This is a genomic window from Flavobacterium resistens, assembly GCF_900182645.1.
GTDB lineage: Bacteria > Bacteroidota > Bacteroidia > Flavobacteriales > Flavobacteriaceae > Flavobacterium > Flavobacterium resistens.
In genome coordinates, this window is the sequence record NZ_FXTA01000001.1 from 666,387 (window position 1) to 682,625 (window position 16,239).

At 32.3% G+C, this 16,239-nt stretch carries 19 protein-coding genes; 13 read left to right on the forward strand and 6 right to left on the reverse strand.

All coding sequences use genetic code 11. The features are described 5' to 3' along the window. Nucleotides 1–127 precede the first annotated feature (127 nt). Complete coding sequence (locus FN795_RS02735) at nucleotides 128–688, forward strand: DUF3575 domain-containing protein (protein ID WP_142449267.1); 561 nt, start codon at nucleotides 128–130, stop codon at nucleotides 686–688. Here the strand turns inward: FN795_RS02735 and FN795_RS02740 are convergent. Together FN795_RS02740 and FN795_RS02745 are read right to left on the reverse strand one after the other, a co-directional pair. Then, complete coding sequence (locus FN795_RS02740) at nucleotides 683–913, reverse strand: VF530 family protein (protein WP_142449268.1); 231 nt, start codon at nucleotides 911–913, stop codon at nucleotides 683–685. The two genes, FN795_RS02735 and FN795_RS02740, sit on opposite strands and share 6 nt — an antisense overlap. 108 nt (nucleotides 914–1,021) lie before the next feature. Continuing rightward, entirely contained in the window at nucleotides 1,022–1,660 is a 639-nt protein-coding gene (locus FN795_RS02745; protein WP_142449269.1) for a porin family protein, read from the reverse strand. Nucleotides 1,661–1,800: 140 nt separating this feature from the next. Here FN795_RS02745 and smpB point away from each other — a divergent pair, with 140 nt between their 5' ends. From smpB to FN795_RS02760, 3 genes are all read left to right on the forward strand, one after another. Next, nucleotides 1,801–2,256: an SsrA-binding protein SmpB gene (smpB, locus tag FN795_RS02750; RefSeq protein WP_026729458.1), complete on the forward strand. Its 456-nt coding sequence runs from the start codon at nucleotides 1,801–1,803 to the stop codon at nucleotides 2,254–2,256. Nucleotides 2,257–2,335: 79 nt separating this feature from the next. Continuing rightward, nucleotides 2,336–2,974, forward strand: coding sequence for a DUF4136 domain-containing protein (locus tag FN795_RS02755; RefSeq protein WP_142449270.1), 639 nt, complete (start codon nucleotides 2,336–2,338; stop codon nucleotides 2,972–2,974). A gap of 87 nt (nucleotides 2,975–3,061) precedes the next feature. Continuing rightward, the gene (locus FN795_RS02760; RefSeq protein ID WP_142449271.1) at nucleotides 3,062–4,111 is read left to right on the forward strand and encodes a Fic family protein; all 1,050 of its coding nucleotides are present in this window, start codon (nucleotides 3,062–3,064) and stop codon (nucleotides 4,109–4,111) included. 28 nt (nucleotides 4,112–4,139) lie between these two features. On the opposite strand, the gene FN795_RS02765 is transcribed toward FN795_RS02760, so the two are convergent. Further along, on the reverse strand, nucleotides 4,140–4,781 hold the full coding sequence (locus tag FN795_RS02765) for a protein-L-isoaspartate(D-aspartate) O-methyltransferase (protein ID WP_035644903.1): 642 nt from the start codon (nucleotides 4,779–4,781) through the stop codon (nucleotides 4,140–4,142). Between the two features lie 190 nt (nucleotides 4,782–4,971). On the opposite strand from FN795_RS02765, the gene FN795_RS02770 reads away from it, so the two are divergent. The 9 genes from FN795_RS02770 (at nucleotide 4,972) to FN795_RS02810 (ending at nucleotide 13,082) form a co-directional block, all read left to right on the forward strand. Next, nucleotides 4,972–5,937, forward strand: a complete 966-nt coding sequence (locus FN795_RS02770) for a Gfo/Idh/MocA family protein (RefSeq protein ID WP_035644905.1) — start codon at nucleotides 4,972–4,974, stop codon at nucleotides 5,935–5,937. 91 nt (nucleotides 5,938–6,028) lie between these two features. Beyond that, on the forward strand, nucleotides 6,029–6,916 hold the full coding sequence (locus FN795_RS02775) for a 3-hydroxyacyl-CoA dehydrogenase family protein (protein ID WP_035644908.1): 888 nt from the start codon (nucleotides 6,029–6,031) through the stop codon (nucleotides 6,914–6,916). Nucleotides 6,917–6,928: 12 nt separating this feature from the next. Beyond that, a complete protein-coding gene (locus tag FN795_RS02780) occupies nucleotides 6,929–7,588 on the forward strand; it encodes a YggS family pyridoxal phosphate-dependent enzyme (RefSeq protein ID WP_142449272.1) in 660 nt (219 codons plus the stop codon). A gap of 60 nt (nucleotides 7,589–7,648) precedes the next feature. Further along, nucleotides 7,649–9,010, forward strand: a complete 1,362-nt coding sequence (locus FN795_RS02785) for an exonuclease domain-containing protein (RefSeq protein ID WP_035644912.1) — start codon at nucleotides 7,649–7,651, stop codon at nucleotides 9,008–9,010. A 30-nt stretch (nucleotides 9,011–9,040) separates the two neighbouring features. Continuing rightward, entirely contained in the window at nucleotides 9,041–9,880 is an 840-nt protein-coding gene (locus tag FN795_RS02790; protein WP_035644914.1) for an ion transporter, read from the forward strand. Nucleotides 9,881–10,033: 153 nt separating this feature from the next. Beyond that, entirely contained in the window at nucleotides 10,034–10,957 is a 924-nt protein-coding gene (gene miaA / locus FN795_RS02795) for a tRNA (adenosine(37)-N6)-dimethylallyltransferase MiaA (RefSeq protein WP_142449273.1), read from the forward strand. 50 nt (nucleotides 10,958–11,007) lie between these two features. Beyond that, complete coding sequence (locus tag FN795_RS02800; RefSeq protein WP_142449274.1) at nucleotides 11,008–11,697, forward strand: peptidase associated/transthyretin-like domain-containing protein; 690 nt, start codon at nucleotides 11,008–11,010, stop codon at nucleotides 11,695–11,697. Between the two features lie 2 nt (nucleotides 11,698–11,699). Further along, the gene (locus tag FN795_RS02805) at nucleotides 11,700–12,293 is read left to right on the forward strand and encodes an outer membrane beta-barrel protein (RefSeq protein ID WP_142449275.1); all 594 of its coding nucleotides are present in this window, start codon (nucleotides 11,700–11,702) and stop codon (nucleotides 12,291–12,293) included. Between the two features lie 42 nt (nucleotides 12,294–12,335). Continuing rightward, entirely contained in the window at nucleotides 12,336–13,082 is a 747-nt protein-coding gene (locus FN795_RS02810; protein ID WP_142449276.1) for an acyl-[acyl-carrier-protein] thioesterase, read from the forward strand. Nucleotides 13,083–13,156: 74 nt separating this feature from the next. On the opposite strand, the gene FN795_RS02815 is transcribed toward FN795_RS02810, so the two are convergent. Genes FN795_RS02815 through FN795_RS02825 form a run of 3 tightly spaced genes read right to left on the reverse strand, consistent with a single transcriptional unit; the run spans nucleotide 13,157 to nucleotide 15,764 of the window. Continuing rightward, nucleotides 13,157–13,681 carry a tetratricopeptide repeat protein gene (locus FN795_RS02815; RefSeq protein ID WP_142449277.1) on the reverse strand — a complete coding sequence of 175 codons (525 nt, stop codon included), beginning with the start codon at nucleotides 13,679–13,681 and terminating at the stop codon, nucleotides 13,157–13,159. Then, entirely contained in the window at nucleotides 13,668–14,357 is a 690-nt protein-coding gene (prfH, locus tag FN795_RS02820) for a peptide chain release factor H (protein ID WP_142449278.1), read from the reverse strand. Before prfH ends, FN795_RS02815 begins: the two co-directional genes overlap by 14 nt. A gap of 3 nt (nucleotides 14,358–14,360) precedes the next feature. Next, nucleotides 14,361–15,764, reverse strand: coding sequence for an RtcB family protein (locus FN795_RS02825; protein ID WP_142449279.1), 1,404 nt, complete (start codon nucleotides 15,762–15,764; stop codon nucleotides 14,361–14,363). Nucleotides 15,765–16,239: the final 475 nt, after the last annotated feature.

The window sequence follows — 16,239 nt, forward strand, 5'->3', positions numbered from 1 at the left end:
TTTTGTTAATTTCTGACAAAAAAATAATATTTGTTAAAACATATATTATTAATGTCCAAAATGCGTTTATACGTTATATTTGCACGCGAAATTAACCACTTAATCTATTTCGCTCAAAAACATATTTATGAAAAAATTATTAATATTCGCCATTTTCTTCTTTTCAATTCAATCACACAGTCAAACTTTTATCAAATTTAATGGAGCTACAGCACTTTTAGCTGTTCCAAATGTTGGTATCGAAACCAGTATTGGAGAAAAGACAACTTTTAGTTTTGATGTCATGGCATCTTTCTGGAAATCATTTAACGGACACAATCCAATGGAATTTTATACTTTCACTCCTGAAGTTCGTTATCATTTTAAAGAAAAATACAATGGATTTTATGTTGGAGGTCATGCAGGACCAGATATTTACAGAATTCAAAAATGGAATTACTGGGATAGTAATTATTATGAAAAAGGTTTTGGATATCGTTTAGGAGTTACTGTTGGTTACAATATCAAATTAAGCGATAAATTTTTACTAGATATTTTTGCCGGCGGTGGATGGCATCAAGGTTTTTATCATGGTCTATACAATGACGGAACACCAGGGAGATATCCTGAAGACCATGCTACAGAATACAACAAAAGTGGAGAGTGGATGCCATATAGAGGAGGTGTAATGATTTCTTATAAATTATAATTTATCAAATTTACTTAATGATTTTACATATAAATCTTCCACTTTTTTACGAGCCCAATCTGTTTTTCTCAAAAAAGTAAGCGAAGATTTAATACTTGGATTTGAAATAAAACATTTTATCGGAATTAATTCTCCTAAAGTATCAAAACCATAAAAATCAACTAAAGTCTCAACAATTTTCTGAAGTGTAATTCCGTGTAAAGGATCTTTTGATTTATTTTCCATTTTTATACTTTTAAAATTATATAAAAAAGACCGTACTATAAAAAAGTACGGTCTTTCTTTTTTTGCAAAATTACAAAATAGAATTTGACATTAATCAAATAATGAATATTAGAATAAGAATTTAAATCCTACTGAAATTGGCGAAGTCAAATTTGGATTGCTGCCACCTAACGCAGTATTATAAAATGGGTCTACATTTGCTGCATGAGCTAGGCCGAAATTTGTAACAGTCGTTTTTTCTCCTGTTTTAGGATCAAGTGTTGTAGAGGTAAAATTTGCTAAATCATAAGAAAACTCAACAGAGAAATTCTTTGTAACAAAATAATCAAATCCACCTGAAAGAGATAAACCAACCTGATTTACTTTTAATTCACTTTCTTTTTCTTTTCCTGTAATAACCGGCAATGCTAATTGTCCAAAGAAATAAAGTGAGCCTGCAACATTCCAATACTTTCTTGCTAATGGCTGAAATACAAATAAATCGGTTTTTGCTGCTGTTCCTTTATCTGAATCGGCTTTTATATTAATATATCCAATTCCTGCTCCAACTGCCACAGATGGTGTAACAAATGTTCCAACTATTGGCAATACAGATAAACTAGTATTTTTGAGGTCAGCAGTTTTTGTCTGTTGATATCCAAATTGGGAAGTTGCAAACCATGCACCTTTTAAGCCTTGATTTGAATCTTGAGCTTGAGCTGCAAATCCAATAAACGCAATACTTACTAGTGTAAAAATCTTTTTCATTTTGAGTTTGTTTTTAAATTATTAAACAAACTTAGCTGTAAGCTTTTTCTTTAATACTGATTAAAATCATAGATTAAAAAAAATCTTTAATTATCTTATATCGCATTAAAATTTTTCAATTTTGTTTTACATTTGCAGTTATGATAAAATCAGTTAACATACTAAATAAAAGAGCTCGATTTGATTATGAGATAATCGATACTTATACTGCTGGAATTGTTTTAGCAGGTACCGAAATCAAATCTATACGTCTAGGCAAAGCAAATATTACAGAGAGTTTTTGTGAATTCAGCGGTATGGAGCTTTTTGCAATCAATACTTATATTGAAGAATACTCGTTTGGAAATCAATTCAATCATAAATCCAGAAGTGAAAGAAAATTACTTCTCAATAAAAAAGAATTAAAAACACTTCATAAAAGCGTTCAGGCAAAAGGACTTACTATTGTCCCGTTGAAATTATTTACCAACGAAAAAGGATTAGCCAAACTACAAATCGGCCTTTGCAAGGGAAAGAAAAACTACGACAAACGTGAATCTTTAAAGGAACAGGATACAAAACGAGATTTAGACAGAATCAAAAAAGCTTACAATTAATAAGCTTTAATTTTCTGAAAATGATGAGTTTATAAATATTTTATCGTTATTTTTACTACAAACAATATAACCTTAAAATATGAAAAAGTACCTAGTCTTCTTAATCGCCGTACTGTCACTTTCTGGTTGTGGCAGTAATACTTCTATAGTAAACAGCTGGAGAGATCCAGACATAACTGTTGCTCAGGAAGAATTTAAAAAAGTTTTAGTTGTTGCTTTGGTCAAGGACGAAGCTTCAAGAAGAATTACTGAAAACAGAATTGCAGCAAGCAATCCGGTTTTTAAAACTTCATATCAATATCTTACTGCAACATCACAACTAACTCAGGAGCAAAAATTAAAAATATTGCAGGATGAGAACTTTGATGGGGTTGTTACAATGCGTTTAGTCAGCAAAGAAAAAGAAACCACTTATGTACCTGGCACTTATACCGGAATGTATTATGGAGGATTTGACGGAATGTATACTGGAATGTACGGATATGGCTTTGGCAACTGGTACGGAATGTATTCTCCAAATTTCTATGATCCGGGATATTATCAAGAAACAACATCTTATATGGTTGAAACCAATATTTTTTCATTAAAACAAAACAAACTAATCTGGACAGGAACTACAGAGTCGCAATACGTTACTGATTTAGGTCAAACAATTGATGCGATAATGCAAGCCGTAGTCAAGGAAATGAGAAAAGACGGTTCTTTACCTCCAAAATAAAATAATAAAAAGCAGCGTTTCTAAAAATGCTGCTTTATTTTTATTTAAAAAATTGACTAATTTTGTCAAGACAAAATGTTTCTCACAATGAAATCACTTTTAAAAAATGCCAGAGAACAAAAAGGTTTAAAAACCCGCGAGGTAGCACAACTGCTCGGTATAGATCAGGCATTAATCAGCAAATTTGAATCAGGAACACGAAAACCAACAAAAGATCAAGTCAGTAAATTGTCTCAGCTTTTAGAAATTGATTACGAAACTTTAATGATTGCCTGGCTTAAAGAAAAGATCCTTTACGAAATTGCTAATGATGAATTTGCTTTGAAGGCTTTAAAAGTTGCGGAAGACGAAATCAAATACAACAAAACAGTTTCAAGTCTTAAATTATCTACTTCATTAGAAAAAATATTAAACGAAATTGATCTTCTAAAAGAAAAATTAGATTCTTACAGACAATTCGATAATTTCAAAATTAAACAAGCTTTAGAACTTGAATATACTTTTGAAAGCAATAGAATTGAAGGAAACACAATGACCCTGCGTGAAACTGATATGGTGATAAATGAAGGATTGACAATTTCTGGAAAAAGCATGCGAGAACATCTCGAAGCAATAAATCATCAGGAAGCAATTGGTTTTATTAAAGATTTGATGAATAAAAACAATTCATTAAACGAACGTGATCTCTTATCTATTCATAATTTAATTCTTAGGGGAATAATTCCTGAAGATGCAGGACGTTATCGAAAAGTTCAGGTCAGGACACAAGGAAGCAGTAATATGCCACCACAGCCTTCGTTAGTTCCGCAGGAAATGGAAGAATATTTCACTTGGTACGAAATCAACAAAAATAAACTTCATCCAGTTATTTTGGCTGCTGAAATGCATGAAAGATTAGTAACAATTCATCCTTTTATTGATGGAAACGGAAGAACTTCAAGATTGATTATGAATTTAATTTTAATGCAAAAAGGCTATTTAATTGCCAACATAAAAGGTGATTACGAAAATCGAATGCGTTATTATCAATCTCTGGAAATTGCTCAGACAAAAAAAGATAAAGAAGATTTTCTGCTTTTTATTGCTAAAACACAAAAAGAGAGTTTAGAAAGATATATCACAATTCTTACTCAATAAAAAAGCCCAGCGTTAACTGGGCTTCTTATTAATTTTTATCTTCTAATAAAGGAACAAATCGAAACTCTCCAAACTCATGTTTTTCAAATTGCGTTTCATTTTTCCTGATTAACAATGTCATAATCTGAACATCCTCCCCTAACGGAATAACTAGCCTTCCTCCTATTTTTAACTGAGCCATTAAAGGTTGTGGAATAAATGGTGCACCCGCTGTAACTATAATACTGTCAAACGGCGCAAAATTTGGTAATCCTTTATATCCATCTCCAAAAGTAACATGTTTTGGACGAATATTTAATTTCGGAAATAAATTTGATGTTGTCTTAAATAACTCATTTTGCCTTTCAACAGTATAAACTTTAGCACCAAGCATAAATAAAACGGCAGTCTGATAACCAGAACCAGTTCCAATCTCTAAAATTTTATGATCTTTTTTAACCTCAAGCAATTGCGACTGAAAAGCAACTGTATAAGGTTGTGAAATGGTTTGCCCTGCTCCAATTGGAAAAGCTTTATCCTGATAAGCAAAATCTTCAAAACTTGAATTCAAAAAAAGGTGTCTTGGAATTTTTTTTATCGCATCCAAAACCGCTCTGTCAGTAATTCCTTTTTGTTCCAAAGTGCTTACTAATTGATTACGAAGTCCTTGATGTTTGGCAGTGTCTTTCAAAATGGGTTGGTTTTATTTTGGCAAAAATAAGAAACAAAACAGGATTTCAAATATTGATTTTTAAATATTAAATTAATAAAGTCAAAAGCCACAACTGATAATTTAGAATTCACAACTAACAACTCACAATTAGCTAAATTCATTTTCACGTTAAACAAATAAATTATATTTTTGTTTAAAATACATTCTCATGTTAAAAGTAGGAGTTTTAGGTGCTGGTCATCTTGGTAAAATACATTTACGCTTATTGCAACAATCTGACAAATACGAATTAGTTGGATTTTACGACGAAAATCAAGAAAATGCCGAAAGAATCTCAAAAGAGTTTGGCTATAAAAACTTCAGCACAATTGCAAAACTTATTCACGCTGTCGACGTGATTGATATTGTTACTCCAACGCTTTCACACTATAAATGCGCTAAGGTTGCAATCAAATCTGGCAAACATATCTTTATTGAAAAACCAATTGCCAATACTGTAGAAGAAGCTGAAGAAATTATTGCTTTAGCCAAAGAATACAATGTAAAAGGACAAGTTGGTCATGTTGAGCGTTTTAATCCCGCTTTTATTGCTACAAAAAATATGATCGAAAACCCGATGTTTATTGAAACACATCGTTTGGCTGAGTTTAATCCGCGTGGGACTGATGTTCCTGTAGTATTAGATTTAATGATCCATGATATTGATGCCATTTTAAGTGTTGTTAATTCAAAAGTAAAAGATATTCACGCTAGCGGTGTATCGGTAATTAGTGATACTCCGGATATTGCCAATGCCCGAATCGAATTTGAAAATGGCTGTGTTGCTAATTTAACTGCCAGCAGAATTTCGTTGAAAAACATGCGGAAATCTCGTTTCTTTCAAAAAGACGCCTATATTTCGGTTGACTTTTTGGAGAAAAAATGCGAAGTTGTTCGTATGAAAGATGCACCAGAAGTTCCTGGAGATTTTGATATGATTCTTCAAAATGCCGAAGGTGTAAAAAAACAAATCTATTTCACGAATCCGGATGTGGAGCAAAATAACGCCATTCTGGATGAATTAGAATCTTTTGCAAATGCAATTAATACAGATACAACTCCGGTTGTAACGCTTGAGCAAGCAACAGATGCACTGCGTGTTGCTTATCAAATTATTGATTGTTTCAATAAATAATTTAAAAGATTTTCAAACATACATTAGCCACGCAATTCACACCAAATTAGTGAATTCGTGGCTAAAATTATAAATATAATATTACATTAAAATGAAAACAATAGCTGTAATTGGAGCAGGAACAATGGGCAACGGAATTGCACATACTTTTGCGCAAAGCGGATTTACCGTAAAATTAATAGACGTTTCTGAAAAATCATTAGATAAAGGAATGGCAACTATTGCGGCTAATTTAGATCGTATGTTATCTAAAGGAACGATTACACAAGACGATGTTGCCAAAACGATAACTAATATTATTACTTATACTGATATAAAAGATGGTGTTGTAGGTGCAGATTTAGTCGTTGAAGCAGCAACAGAAAATGTTGAATTAAAATTGAACATCTTCAAACAATTAAATGAATATTGCTCACACAATACAATTTTGGCAACAAATACATCTTCAATCTCGATTACCCAAATTGGAGCTGTTGTAGCACATCCTGAGCGCGTTATCGGGATGCATTTTATGAATCCGGTACCGATTATGAAATTGGTTGAAATCATCCGCGGATACAATACAAGCGATGAAGTAACTAAAATTATTATGAATTTATCTGAGAAATTAGGTAAAGTTCCTGTAGAAGTAAACGATTATCCTGGTTTTGTAGCAAACAGAATTTTAATGCCGATGCTAAACGAGGCAATCGAAACGTTATACAATAAAGTTGCTGGAGTTTATGAAATTGATACGGTAATGAAATTAGGAATGGGACATCCTATGGGACCGCTTCAATTAGCTGATTTTATTGGTCTTGATGTTTGCTTAGCAATACTAAATGTAATGTACGACGGATTTAAAAATCCAAAATATGCTCCTTGCCCACTTTTAGTAAACATGGTGAGAGCCGGAAAACTTGGAGTAAAATCTGGCGAAGGCTTTTACGATTACAGCGAAAGTAAAAAAGCAGAGAAAATTTCGAAGCAGTTTTTATAAAAAAGAAATATCATGTCGATTCAATCGAATTTAAGTACTATCAAAGCTAGTTTACCTGAACACGTAACTCTGGTTGCCGTTTCAAAAACAAAACCCGTTTCAGACTTATTACAAGCCTATGAAGCTGGGCAACGCATTTTTGGAGAAAACAAAATCCAGGAAATGACGGAGAAATGGGAACAAATGCCAAAAGACATTCAATGGCATATGATTGGTCATGTTCAGTCCAATAAAGTCAAATTTATGGCGCCTTATGTGACTTTGATTCATGGTGTTGATAGTTTGAAATTATTACAGGAAATCAACAAACAAGCTTTAAAAAATAACAGAATTATTGATTGTCTTCTTCAAATTTACATTGCCGAAGAAGAAACTAAATTTGGTTTGGACGAAAAAGAACTAAATGAACTTTTAACTTCTGTTGAGTTTAAAGAGTTGAAAAATATTCGTATCTTGGGTTTGATGGGAATGGCAACTTTCACAGAAAACCAAAACCAGATAAAAAAAGAATTTACACATTTAAAATCTATTTTTGATTCGATTCAGACACTGAAAACTAAAAACAGCGAATTGAATACTATATCAATGGGAATGTCCGGAGATTACCAACTAGCCATTGAATGCGGAAGTACAATGGTTCGCATTGGAAGCAGCATTTTTGGAGGACGCTAATAATTGTAGATTAAAGATTGTAGATTTACTGAATACTAAAAACTGAACTGAATACTGAATTTGTACGCGATATTAGACATAGAAACCACTGGAGGACAATTTAATGAAGAAGGAATTACTGAAATCGCCATCTACAAATTTGACGGGCATGAAGTAGTTGACCAATTCATCAGCCTTGTCAATCCCGAAATTCCGATTCAGCCTTTTGTAGTAAAACTGACCGGAATCAATAATGCTATGTTACAGTCGGCGCCAAAGTTTTACGAAGTTGCAAAACGTATTATCGAAATTACTTCCGATTGCGTAATTGTCGCTCATAACGCTTCTTTTGACTACAGAATCCTTCGTACTGAATTCAGACGTTTAGGCTATGATTTTGAAGCCAAAACGCTCTGTACAGTCGAATTAGCAAAAAAACTAATTCCGGAACAACCTTCTTACAGCTTAGGAAAATTAGTCCGCGCATTAGGAATTCCAATGGCAGATAGACATCGTGCAAGCGGAGATGCTATGGCAACTACAAAGTTGTTCAAAATGCTTTTGGAAAAAGATATCGAAAAAACCATCGTAAAAGATTTTATAAAGTTAGAAATCGAAAAAGGGATTGCACCAAAATTTTTAGATCTCTTAAACCAAATGCCAACTAAAACAGGCGTTTATTATATTTACAATGAAGGCGGTACTTTGATTTACATCGGCAAAAGCCAAAACATCAAAAAAAGAATCAATCAGCATTTTACCGGAATCACAACCAAAAGCAAAAAAATTCAGGCTGAAGTTTTTACCATAACTTATGATGAAACCGGAAGTGAATTAATTGCGCTTTTAAAAGAAAGCGAGGAAATAAAAGTAAACAGACCTAGATACAACCGCGCCCAACGAAAAACAATTTTTCAGTATGCTCTTTATGCTGAAAAAGATGCAAACGGTTATCTTAACTTAAAACTTGAAAAAGCCGATGGCCGAAAAAAGGAAATTACTTCATATGCTAGTTTGCAAGAAGGAAAAAATGCACTTTTTAGATATACATCAAAATACCATTTGTGCCAAAAATTAACTGGCTTATACATCACTAAAAAGGAATGTTTTCAATACAAAATCAAAGAATGTGATGGTGCATGCATTGGCGAAGTAACTCCTGAAGTTTATAATTTGCGCGTGCAGCAATTCATTTCTGATAATAGTTTTGAAAATAAAAGCATGATTTTGATTGACCGTGGACGAAATATAAACGAAAGAAGCGCTATTTTAATCGAAAATGGAATCTATAAAGGATATGCTTATTACGATTTAAACTATCAAATCACCAATATTGATATTCTTAAAAACATTCTGATTCCAATGCAGCACAACCGAGATGTAAAAAATATTATTCAGAGCTACATCCGCAAAAGCAAGTCATTGAAAATAATGCATTTTTAAAAAATCAATACTTTCATTATCTTTAAGGAAATGAAAAAGCAAAAATCACAATACGAAATCTTTAGAGAAAAAATCAAAATTATCCTTTATGGAACAGATACCATTTTAGGAAGAATGTTCGATTTAATTCTTTTAGGTTTGATTTTGCTGAGTGTTCTTTTAATAATGCTCGATACCGTTCAAGGAATTAGCTCCAAATATCACGACCAATTGCTAATTTGCGAATGGATAATTACGGTATTTTTCACGATTGAATATATTCTTAGAATTATCTCCATTCAAAAACCAGTAAAATACATTATCAGTTTCTACGGAATCATTGATTTACTTGCCGTACTGCCAATGTATTTATCCATATTTTTTCCTGGTGCAAGTATTTTATCAATCGTAAGAGCATTGCGTTTTCTTCGATTATTTAAGATTTTACATATTCCGCAAATCAATCATCAATCACTACAATTAAAAGAAGCCATTGATGCCAGCAAAGAAAAAATTCTGGTTTTTATTTACTTCGTTTTAATCAGCACGATAATTATTGGTTCTCTAATGTATTTGGTCGAAGGAAAAGAGTCTGGATTTACAAGTATTCCAATGGGAATTTATTGGACAATTGTTACTTTGACCACTGTCGGTTATGGCGACATTTCACCACAAACTCCTCTAGGACAATTCATTGCAGCATTTGTAATGATTTTAGGTTACGGAATCATTGCAGTTCCTACAGGAATTGTAACAGCTGAATTTGCAAAAAGCAGTCTAAAAAACAATGCAGTTAATAGCAAAAAAACATGCAAAAAATGTCAATCTCAAATCCATTTTGATAACGCAAAATATTGCTATCAATGCGGAACAGAATTGCCTAATAATTAATTTATGAAGCCAATCCAGCTGTACATTACAACTCCTCCTTATATTTGTTGTTTTTTAAAGTCATAAAAGGAGCTTCCGTTGGTCGCTCTTTTATTCCAAAAAAAACAAACAAATATAAGTCCGGGGTTTCCATTTCCATCTGGGCTAAAAAATATGAAATACCTAATTACCATTGTCGGACCAACAGCCATAGGCAAAACAGCCTTAAGTATTGCTTTGGCACAACATTTTAAATGCGAGATAATTTCCTGTGACAGTCGTCAGTTTTTTAAAGAAATGACGATCGGAACTGCAGTTCCAAGTCAGGAAGAATTAAATGCAGCAAAACATCATTTCATTCAAAATAAATCCATTTTTGAAAATTATACAGTTGGCGATTACGAAAAAGAAGCACTTTTAAAACTGGAAGAATTTTATCAAAATAATGATTTTGCCATTCTAATTGGCGGATCAGGTTTGTATGTGGATGCCGTTTTAAAAGGTTTTGATGAATTTCCAGAAATCGCTCCAGAAATTCGTGCCGAAGTAAATTCAAACTATGAAAAACTCGGAATTGAGTATCTTCAAAAACAACTTAAAAATTTAGACCCTGATTATTATCAAAAAATAACTATCGAAAATCCCCAGACTTTACAAAATCCACAACGAATGATGCGTTTTGTAGAAGTTTGTATTGGTTCACAAAAACCATATTCTTCATTCTTAAATCAGAAGAAAAACAACAGAAACTTCACTCCTATTTTAATTGGTTTAGATGCTGACAGAGAAGTTATTTACAATCGAATCAATCAGCGTGTAGATATAATGATGAATGCCGGATTATTAGAAGAAGCCAAAGCTCTTTACCCTAATAAAGAACTCAATGCGTTACAGACCGTAGGTTATAGAGAATTATTTAGTTATTTAGACGGAGAATTCACTTTACCTTTCGCAATTGAAGAAATCAAAAAAAACACACGAAGATTCTCAAAAAGACAATTAACCTGGTTCAAACGAAACGAAGATACCAGATGGTTTGACTACAATATAGACAGACAAAAAATATTTGATTACATAAATTTAAAATTGAAAGTATAATTTTCTTAAACAATTTTATATATATTTAGACTTACCTAAATCTGTTCTAAATGAGAAAAATTATATTTCTATTTTTTATTCTTTTTACATGTTATTCTTGTGAAATTCAATACGATGGAGAAACAAGACTTGTAGTTCAGGGACAAGTGGTTGATCGAAACAGTAATCCAATTCCGAATAAAAGAATTGAAATAAATAATTTTTCCGATGGAACTTACACTCCAAGTGATTTAATAAGTTATACCAAAACAGATTCCGAAGGGAAATTTTTAATGATCTTTCCCGCACCAAAGGGTGAGGATATCGAAATAATCACTACACTCAATGGTTATAATTTTGATGATGATTATGCTACTCTAAACTATGCTACTGGATTTCAAAATAAAAGCATAACGGCTCTAAAGAAAAATTTCAAAAATTATAAATTAGACCTCAATCAGGTAACTTTATATAAGAATGATGAAATCACGCAGCTTCAAATACAGTTAAACAAAACATCAACTAACAAAACAGTCACAGCACTTAATGTTCAAGGAGTTTTGTCAAAAGACTTTACCGATTTAAATTATAAAAATGAAAATCATTATCTTGAAACAAATTTTAATGTTGTTAAAAATCAGAATGTACGCTTAAGTTATACGATCGCAGATTACTCAGATCCTACAAAAGTGGTTACAACTAATCACGAAACTATTATTCCAATCAATTCTGAAAAAGTAATCCATCTTTTAACTTATTAATTATGAAATTAAAAGTTCTATTCTTTTTATTCCTTCTTCAATTATCATATAGCCAGGAAACTGAAAACAAAAATTTAGTAAAATTCAATCACGACATTCGCGTAAATCTTATAATCCCTTCCACTTTTGGCGATAATTTTCTAGCGAAAGCTAGTGACAGTCACTTGGGAATTGGAACAAATTTCAGTTTTTTAAGAATTCATAATTTTAAATTGGGAGCGGGTTACGATTTTATACCTTATTCCACAACTGATATTTCCATGGCAGGAAATATTAAATCTTCTGAATTTCATACTCTTTACGGCGATGTTTCTTATGAAATCAAAATAACAGACAAACTCAACTTCGAACCTTATTTTGGTTATGGAGGCGCAAAACTCAAATTCGAATCAGATGGCAGAAGTTTTGGAAATCAAAAAGGAAATAATTTCAGAATTGGTTTTAATACTGATTACAAACTAGCCAAAAGATTTTCGGTATATTTTGGTTTTTGCTATCTAAAATCAAATCTGGATATCAACACTTCTCCTGAATTTGTCTCATTTTATGATAATACGGAGCTATTTCAATTTAATTTTGGAATAAAAATTCATTAATTTTGTATTTCTTTAAATACAAAATTAAAAGAATACCATCCCATGCCAATATCTCCAAATTTCACATCAGTTTTAAGTAAAAACTGGGAAATCAATTTCACGCAATGTACACCAACTGGTTATTTAAAATATACCGATTTGTGTAATCTTTTGCAACTTACAGCTGCAGCACATTCAGAAGTTGGCGGAATCAGTTTTACTGATATGCAGGAATTTGATCAGGCTTGGGTTTTAAGCAGAATGCGTGTCGAAATTACAGCTTTACCAAAATGGCAGGATGTGGTTACAGTAAAAACATGGATTAATAGTCTTGAAAATTCACGATCTGTGCGTGCGCTTGAAATGTATGTAAATGGAGAAAAAATTGTGGGAAGCGAAACGTATTGGGCAGTTTTTAATACAAAAGCACGTCGCCCGGAAGCTTTAGCTTTGCCTTATGAACATTTTGAACTTTTTCCTGAAAACAGAGCAACTACCGAAGGTTTCTCTAAAATAAATATCAATCCTGAAAAAGAATCGGTTTTCGAAAAAACCGTTTATTTATCAGATTTAGACATTGTCAATCATGCTAATAATGTGAAATATCTAGAATGGTGCTTGGATCACGTTAACGCAAAAAAAATTCTAAAACAAGAAGTTAAAAGCTTTGAAATGAATTTTCTGAAAGAGCTTTCTTTAAATGATCAGGTTGTTATTCACGAAAGTGATAATGACGATCAATCTGCAACAACATTTAGCATTACAAAAGGAGACAAAAATTGTTTTGCTTTAGAATTGCATTGGAAATAAACTGCAACTCCATTCAAGAAATTGTAATTAATAAAAAAACGATGCAAATTGCATCGTTTTTCACTTTATCAAAATCATTTCGATTTCTTTTTAGAATCTTTTTTAGATTTCTTTTTCTTTAGTAAATCTATTTTGTTTTCTATTCTTTTCTCAACGTCAGTTATATTACACTCAAAAGAGAATTGCAAAGTATGAAGTTTTGCATTTTTAATTTCTTTTAATCCCTTTTTAAACTCTTGCTGAGCTTCATAGAGAATCGCTTTTTTTACATAAATATCAGATTTATTAATCCCTTTTATCGTCAAAGCAAAATCGATTAATTTTTGAGCTTCTTCATAATCTTCATTCAAAATTAAAGTCTGCAAATAATGTGGATATACTTCCAACGCGTGAATATTAATGGCTAAAGCTTGCTGAAAATAAGATTTCGCTTCTTCGTAATTCAATAATTGTTCTGCCTGAATTCTTCCGTACAAACACAAAACCATCGTGTTTTTATCATCATATGAAAAAGCGTAATCTAAAGATTCAATCGTTTCTTCAAGCGAATACGGATAATTATCCAAAGCCTGAAAAAGATATTTATCAATTGTTTTCATTTCGTAAATCGTTTTTTAGTTTCTGACGAATTCCTTTGTAGCTTTTCTCTACTTTATTCTTTTTAAAATCACTTCCGGTAAAAACTCTAACAGGATTTCCACGCTCAATATTAAGCTGATTTTCCCATTGTTTCCCCACATGATTTTTAAGCTGAATTAGTTTTTCGTCTTCTAATTTTTTTAATAATCTTTCTGTTGCTAATTTTTTGTTTTGATGCTGTGAACGACTATCCATTGCTACCACAGCAATTCCTGTTGGAGTATGCGTCGCACGAATTGCAGAACTCACTTTGTTTACATGCTGACCACCGGAGCCAGAACTTCGCATAGCCTGATATTGAATATCATTTTCTGAAACTGAAGCATTTTTCTGCGCTTCGATTTCAAAAATTCCAATAAACCAGTTCTTGCGTTTATGCATTTTCCTAAACTGACTTTGACCAATCCATTGAATAGTTCCAATCCAGGAATTTACAAAACTGTCAGTATTTTTTCCTTTTACAGAAATCGATGCTGTTTCAACCGTTCCATTTTCCTGCCCTGCTTCACGCTGCAACAAAACAGTTTCTAAATTTTGACCTTGTGCTTCTTCCAAAACTTTTTTAAGCACTTGGGCAACAACCCAAGTGCATTCTGCAGGTCCGCGACCTGCAGTTATTTGAATAATTCTTTCCATTTTTTAAATCTCTTTTTGGCGGTCCATTCTAACAATCTTCGGCGTAAAAGTTCCCAGAACTTCAACTAAATCCTTTTGGTTTGCCATTACTTTCGTAATGTCTTTGTACGCCATCGGAGCCTCATCAATATTACCTCCAATCAAAGTCACATCATTTGCTTTCAAAACCTTTTTAATTTCGCTTTGAGTAAAATTACTTTTGCACTTCGCTCTTGAAAACAAACGTCCGGCACCATGTGAAGCAGAATTTAGACTTTCGGCATTTCCTTTTCCTTTTACAATGTAACCTGGTGCAGTCATCGAACCCGGAATAATTCCTAATTGACCATCACTTGCAGGAGTTGCTCCTTTTCTGTGAACAATACATTCCTGACCGTTTACCATTTCTTTCCATGCAAAATTGTGGTGGTTTTCAATCGTTACTACTACTCTCTTTCCAATCGCTTTGGCAATTCGTCTATGAATATCATCATGGCAGGCTTTCGCATATTCTCCGGCTAAATTCATTGCCAACCAATATTCCTGACCATCATGAGTATTTAAATCTAACCAAGCCAAATGCTGTACATTTTTTGGTAACGGACATTGTTTTGTTGCTAAATACGTGTAATGCTTTGCAATATTTGCACCCAAACCACGAGATCCACTATGCGAAAGAACAGCAAAATATTCACCTTTTTCCAATTTCCATTCATTCTCCGGATTTTCTATTTTAGCGATTCCAAATTCCACAAAATGATTTCCTCCGCCTGAGCTTCCTAATTGTTTATAAGCTTTTGGCAAAAGATTCTTCAGTAACGGAATATCCTGAAATTCACTTTTATAAAATACTTCATGATCTACTCGTGAAGTGTGCGTTTCATACATTCCGAATTTTGTATTATCTTTCAAAATTGCTTCTAATTGATGTTCTTTTCCTTTGAAATGAGAAGCCGGTAAATCAAAAATTGAAAGGCTCATTCGACATCCAATATCAACTCCAACTCCATATGGAATTACGGCATTATCAGTAGCTAAAACACCACCGATTGGCAATCCATAACCCGAATGTGCATCTGGCATCAAAGCTCCAGCAACTGAAATTGGTAATTTCAAAGAATCATACAATTGAAATTTTGCTTGCTGATCAATTTCGTTTTCTCCAAAAATTGTAAAAGGTGCTCTGGTTGCCTTAAGCTGATGCATTCTTACCTGAACTGGTTTAATCAAACCTTCCGCAACTTTTCCCCATGTTCCGTTTCCTTCGTATTTTTCAGGATGTAACAAAACATCTTTCGCCTCTGTTAGAATAGATTCCTTTTTTTCTCTTTTTCTATATCTGTTTATCTGCCCTAAGGCTATGTTTATTGAATTGTTCTTTGGAAAACCTAATTTAATCAGGTCTTTTCCAGATAATTTATTTCCCATAAATTTTTAAATAATTTTTATTTTGGGCACATCAATGAAGATCATATTAAAGTTTAAAATGAAATAATGATGCGCGGTAACTTCTATCCTGTTAGGATAAATTTTTAAATCTTTTTTCGGGAAAATTTTGAAGTGTCTAGAATAAAAAAAGCCCGAAACTTATTGTCTTCGGGCTTTTTTATATATCTAAAAATGTATTTCTAAGATTGAAATAAGCCACGAAGAATTGCTGCACCAAATCCGTTTGGTGTGAAGCTTTGTGATGTCGATGTAAGTACAAACATTTCTCTTCGTTTTTAAAGGGTTATTATTTTTTTCGTGAGCAAAGATTCAGAATACTTTTTTGATTTTCCAAATTATTTTAAAGAAAATTCATCAAAATAAATTTTTCCTTATTTTTCAATTTCCAAAAACAAAAACTTAAACAAGTAAATATCAATAAATTAAAAACAAATATTATTCAAAAAAAAAAAAA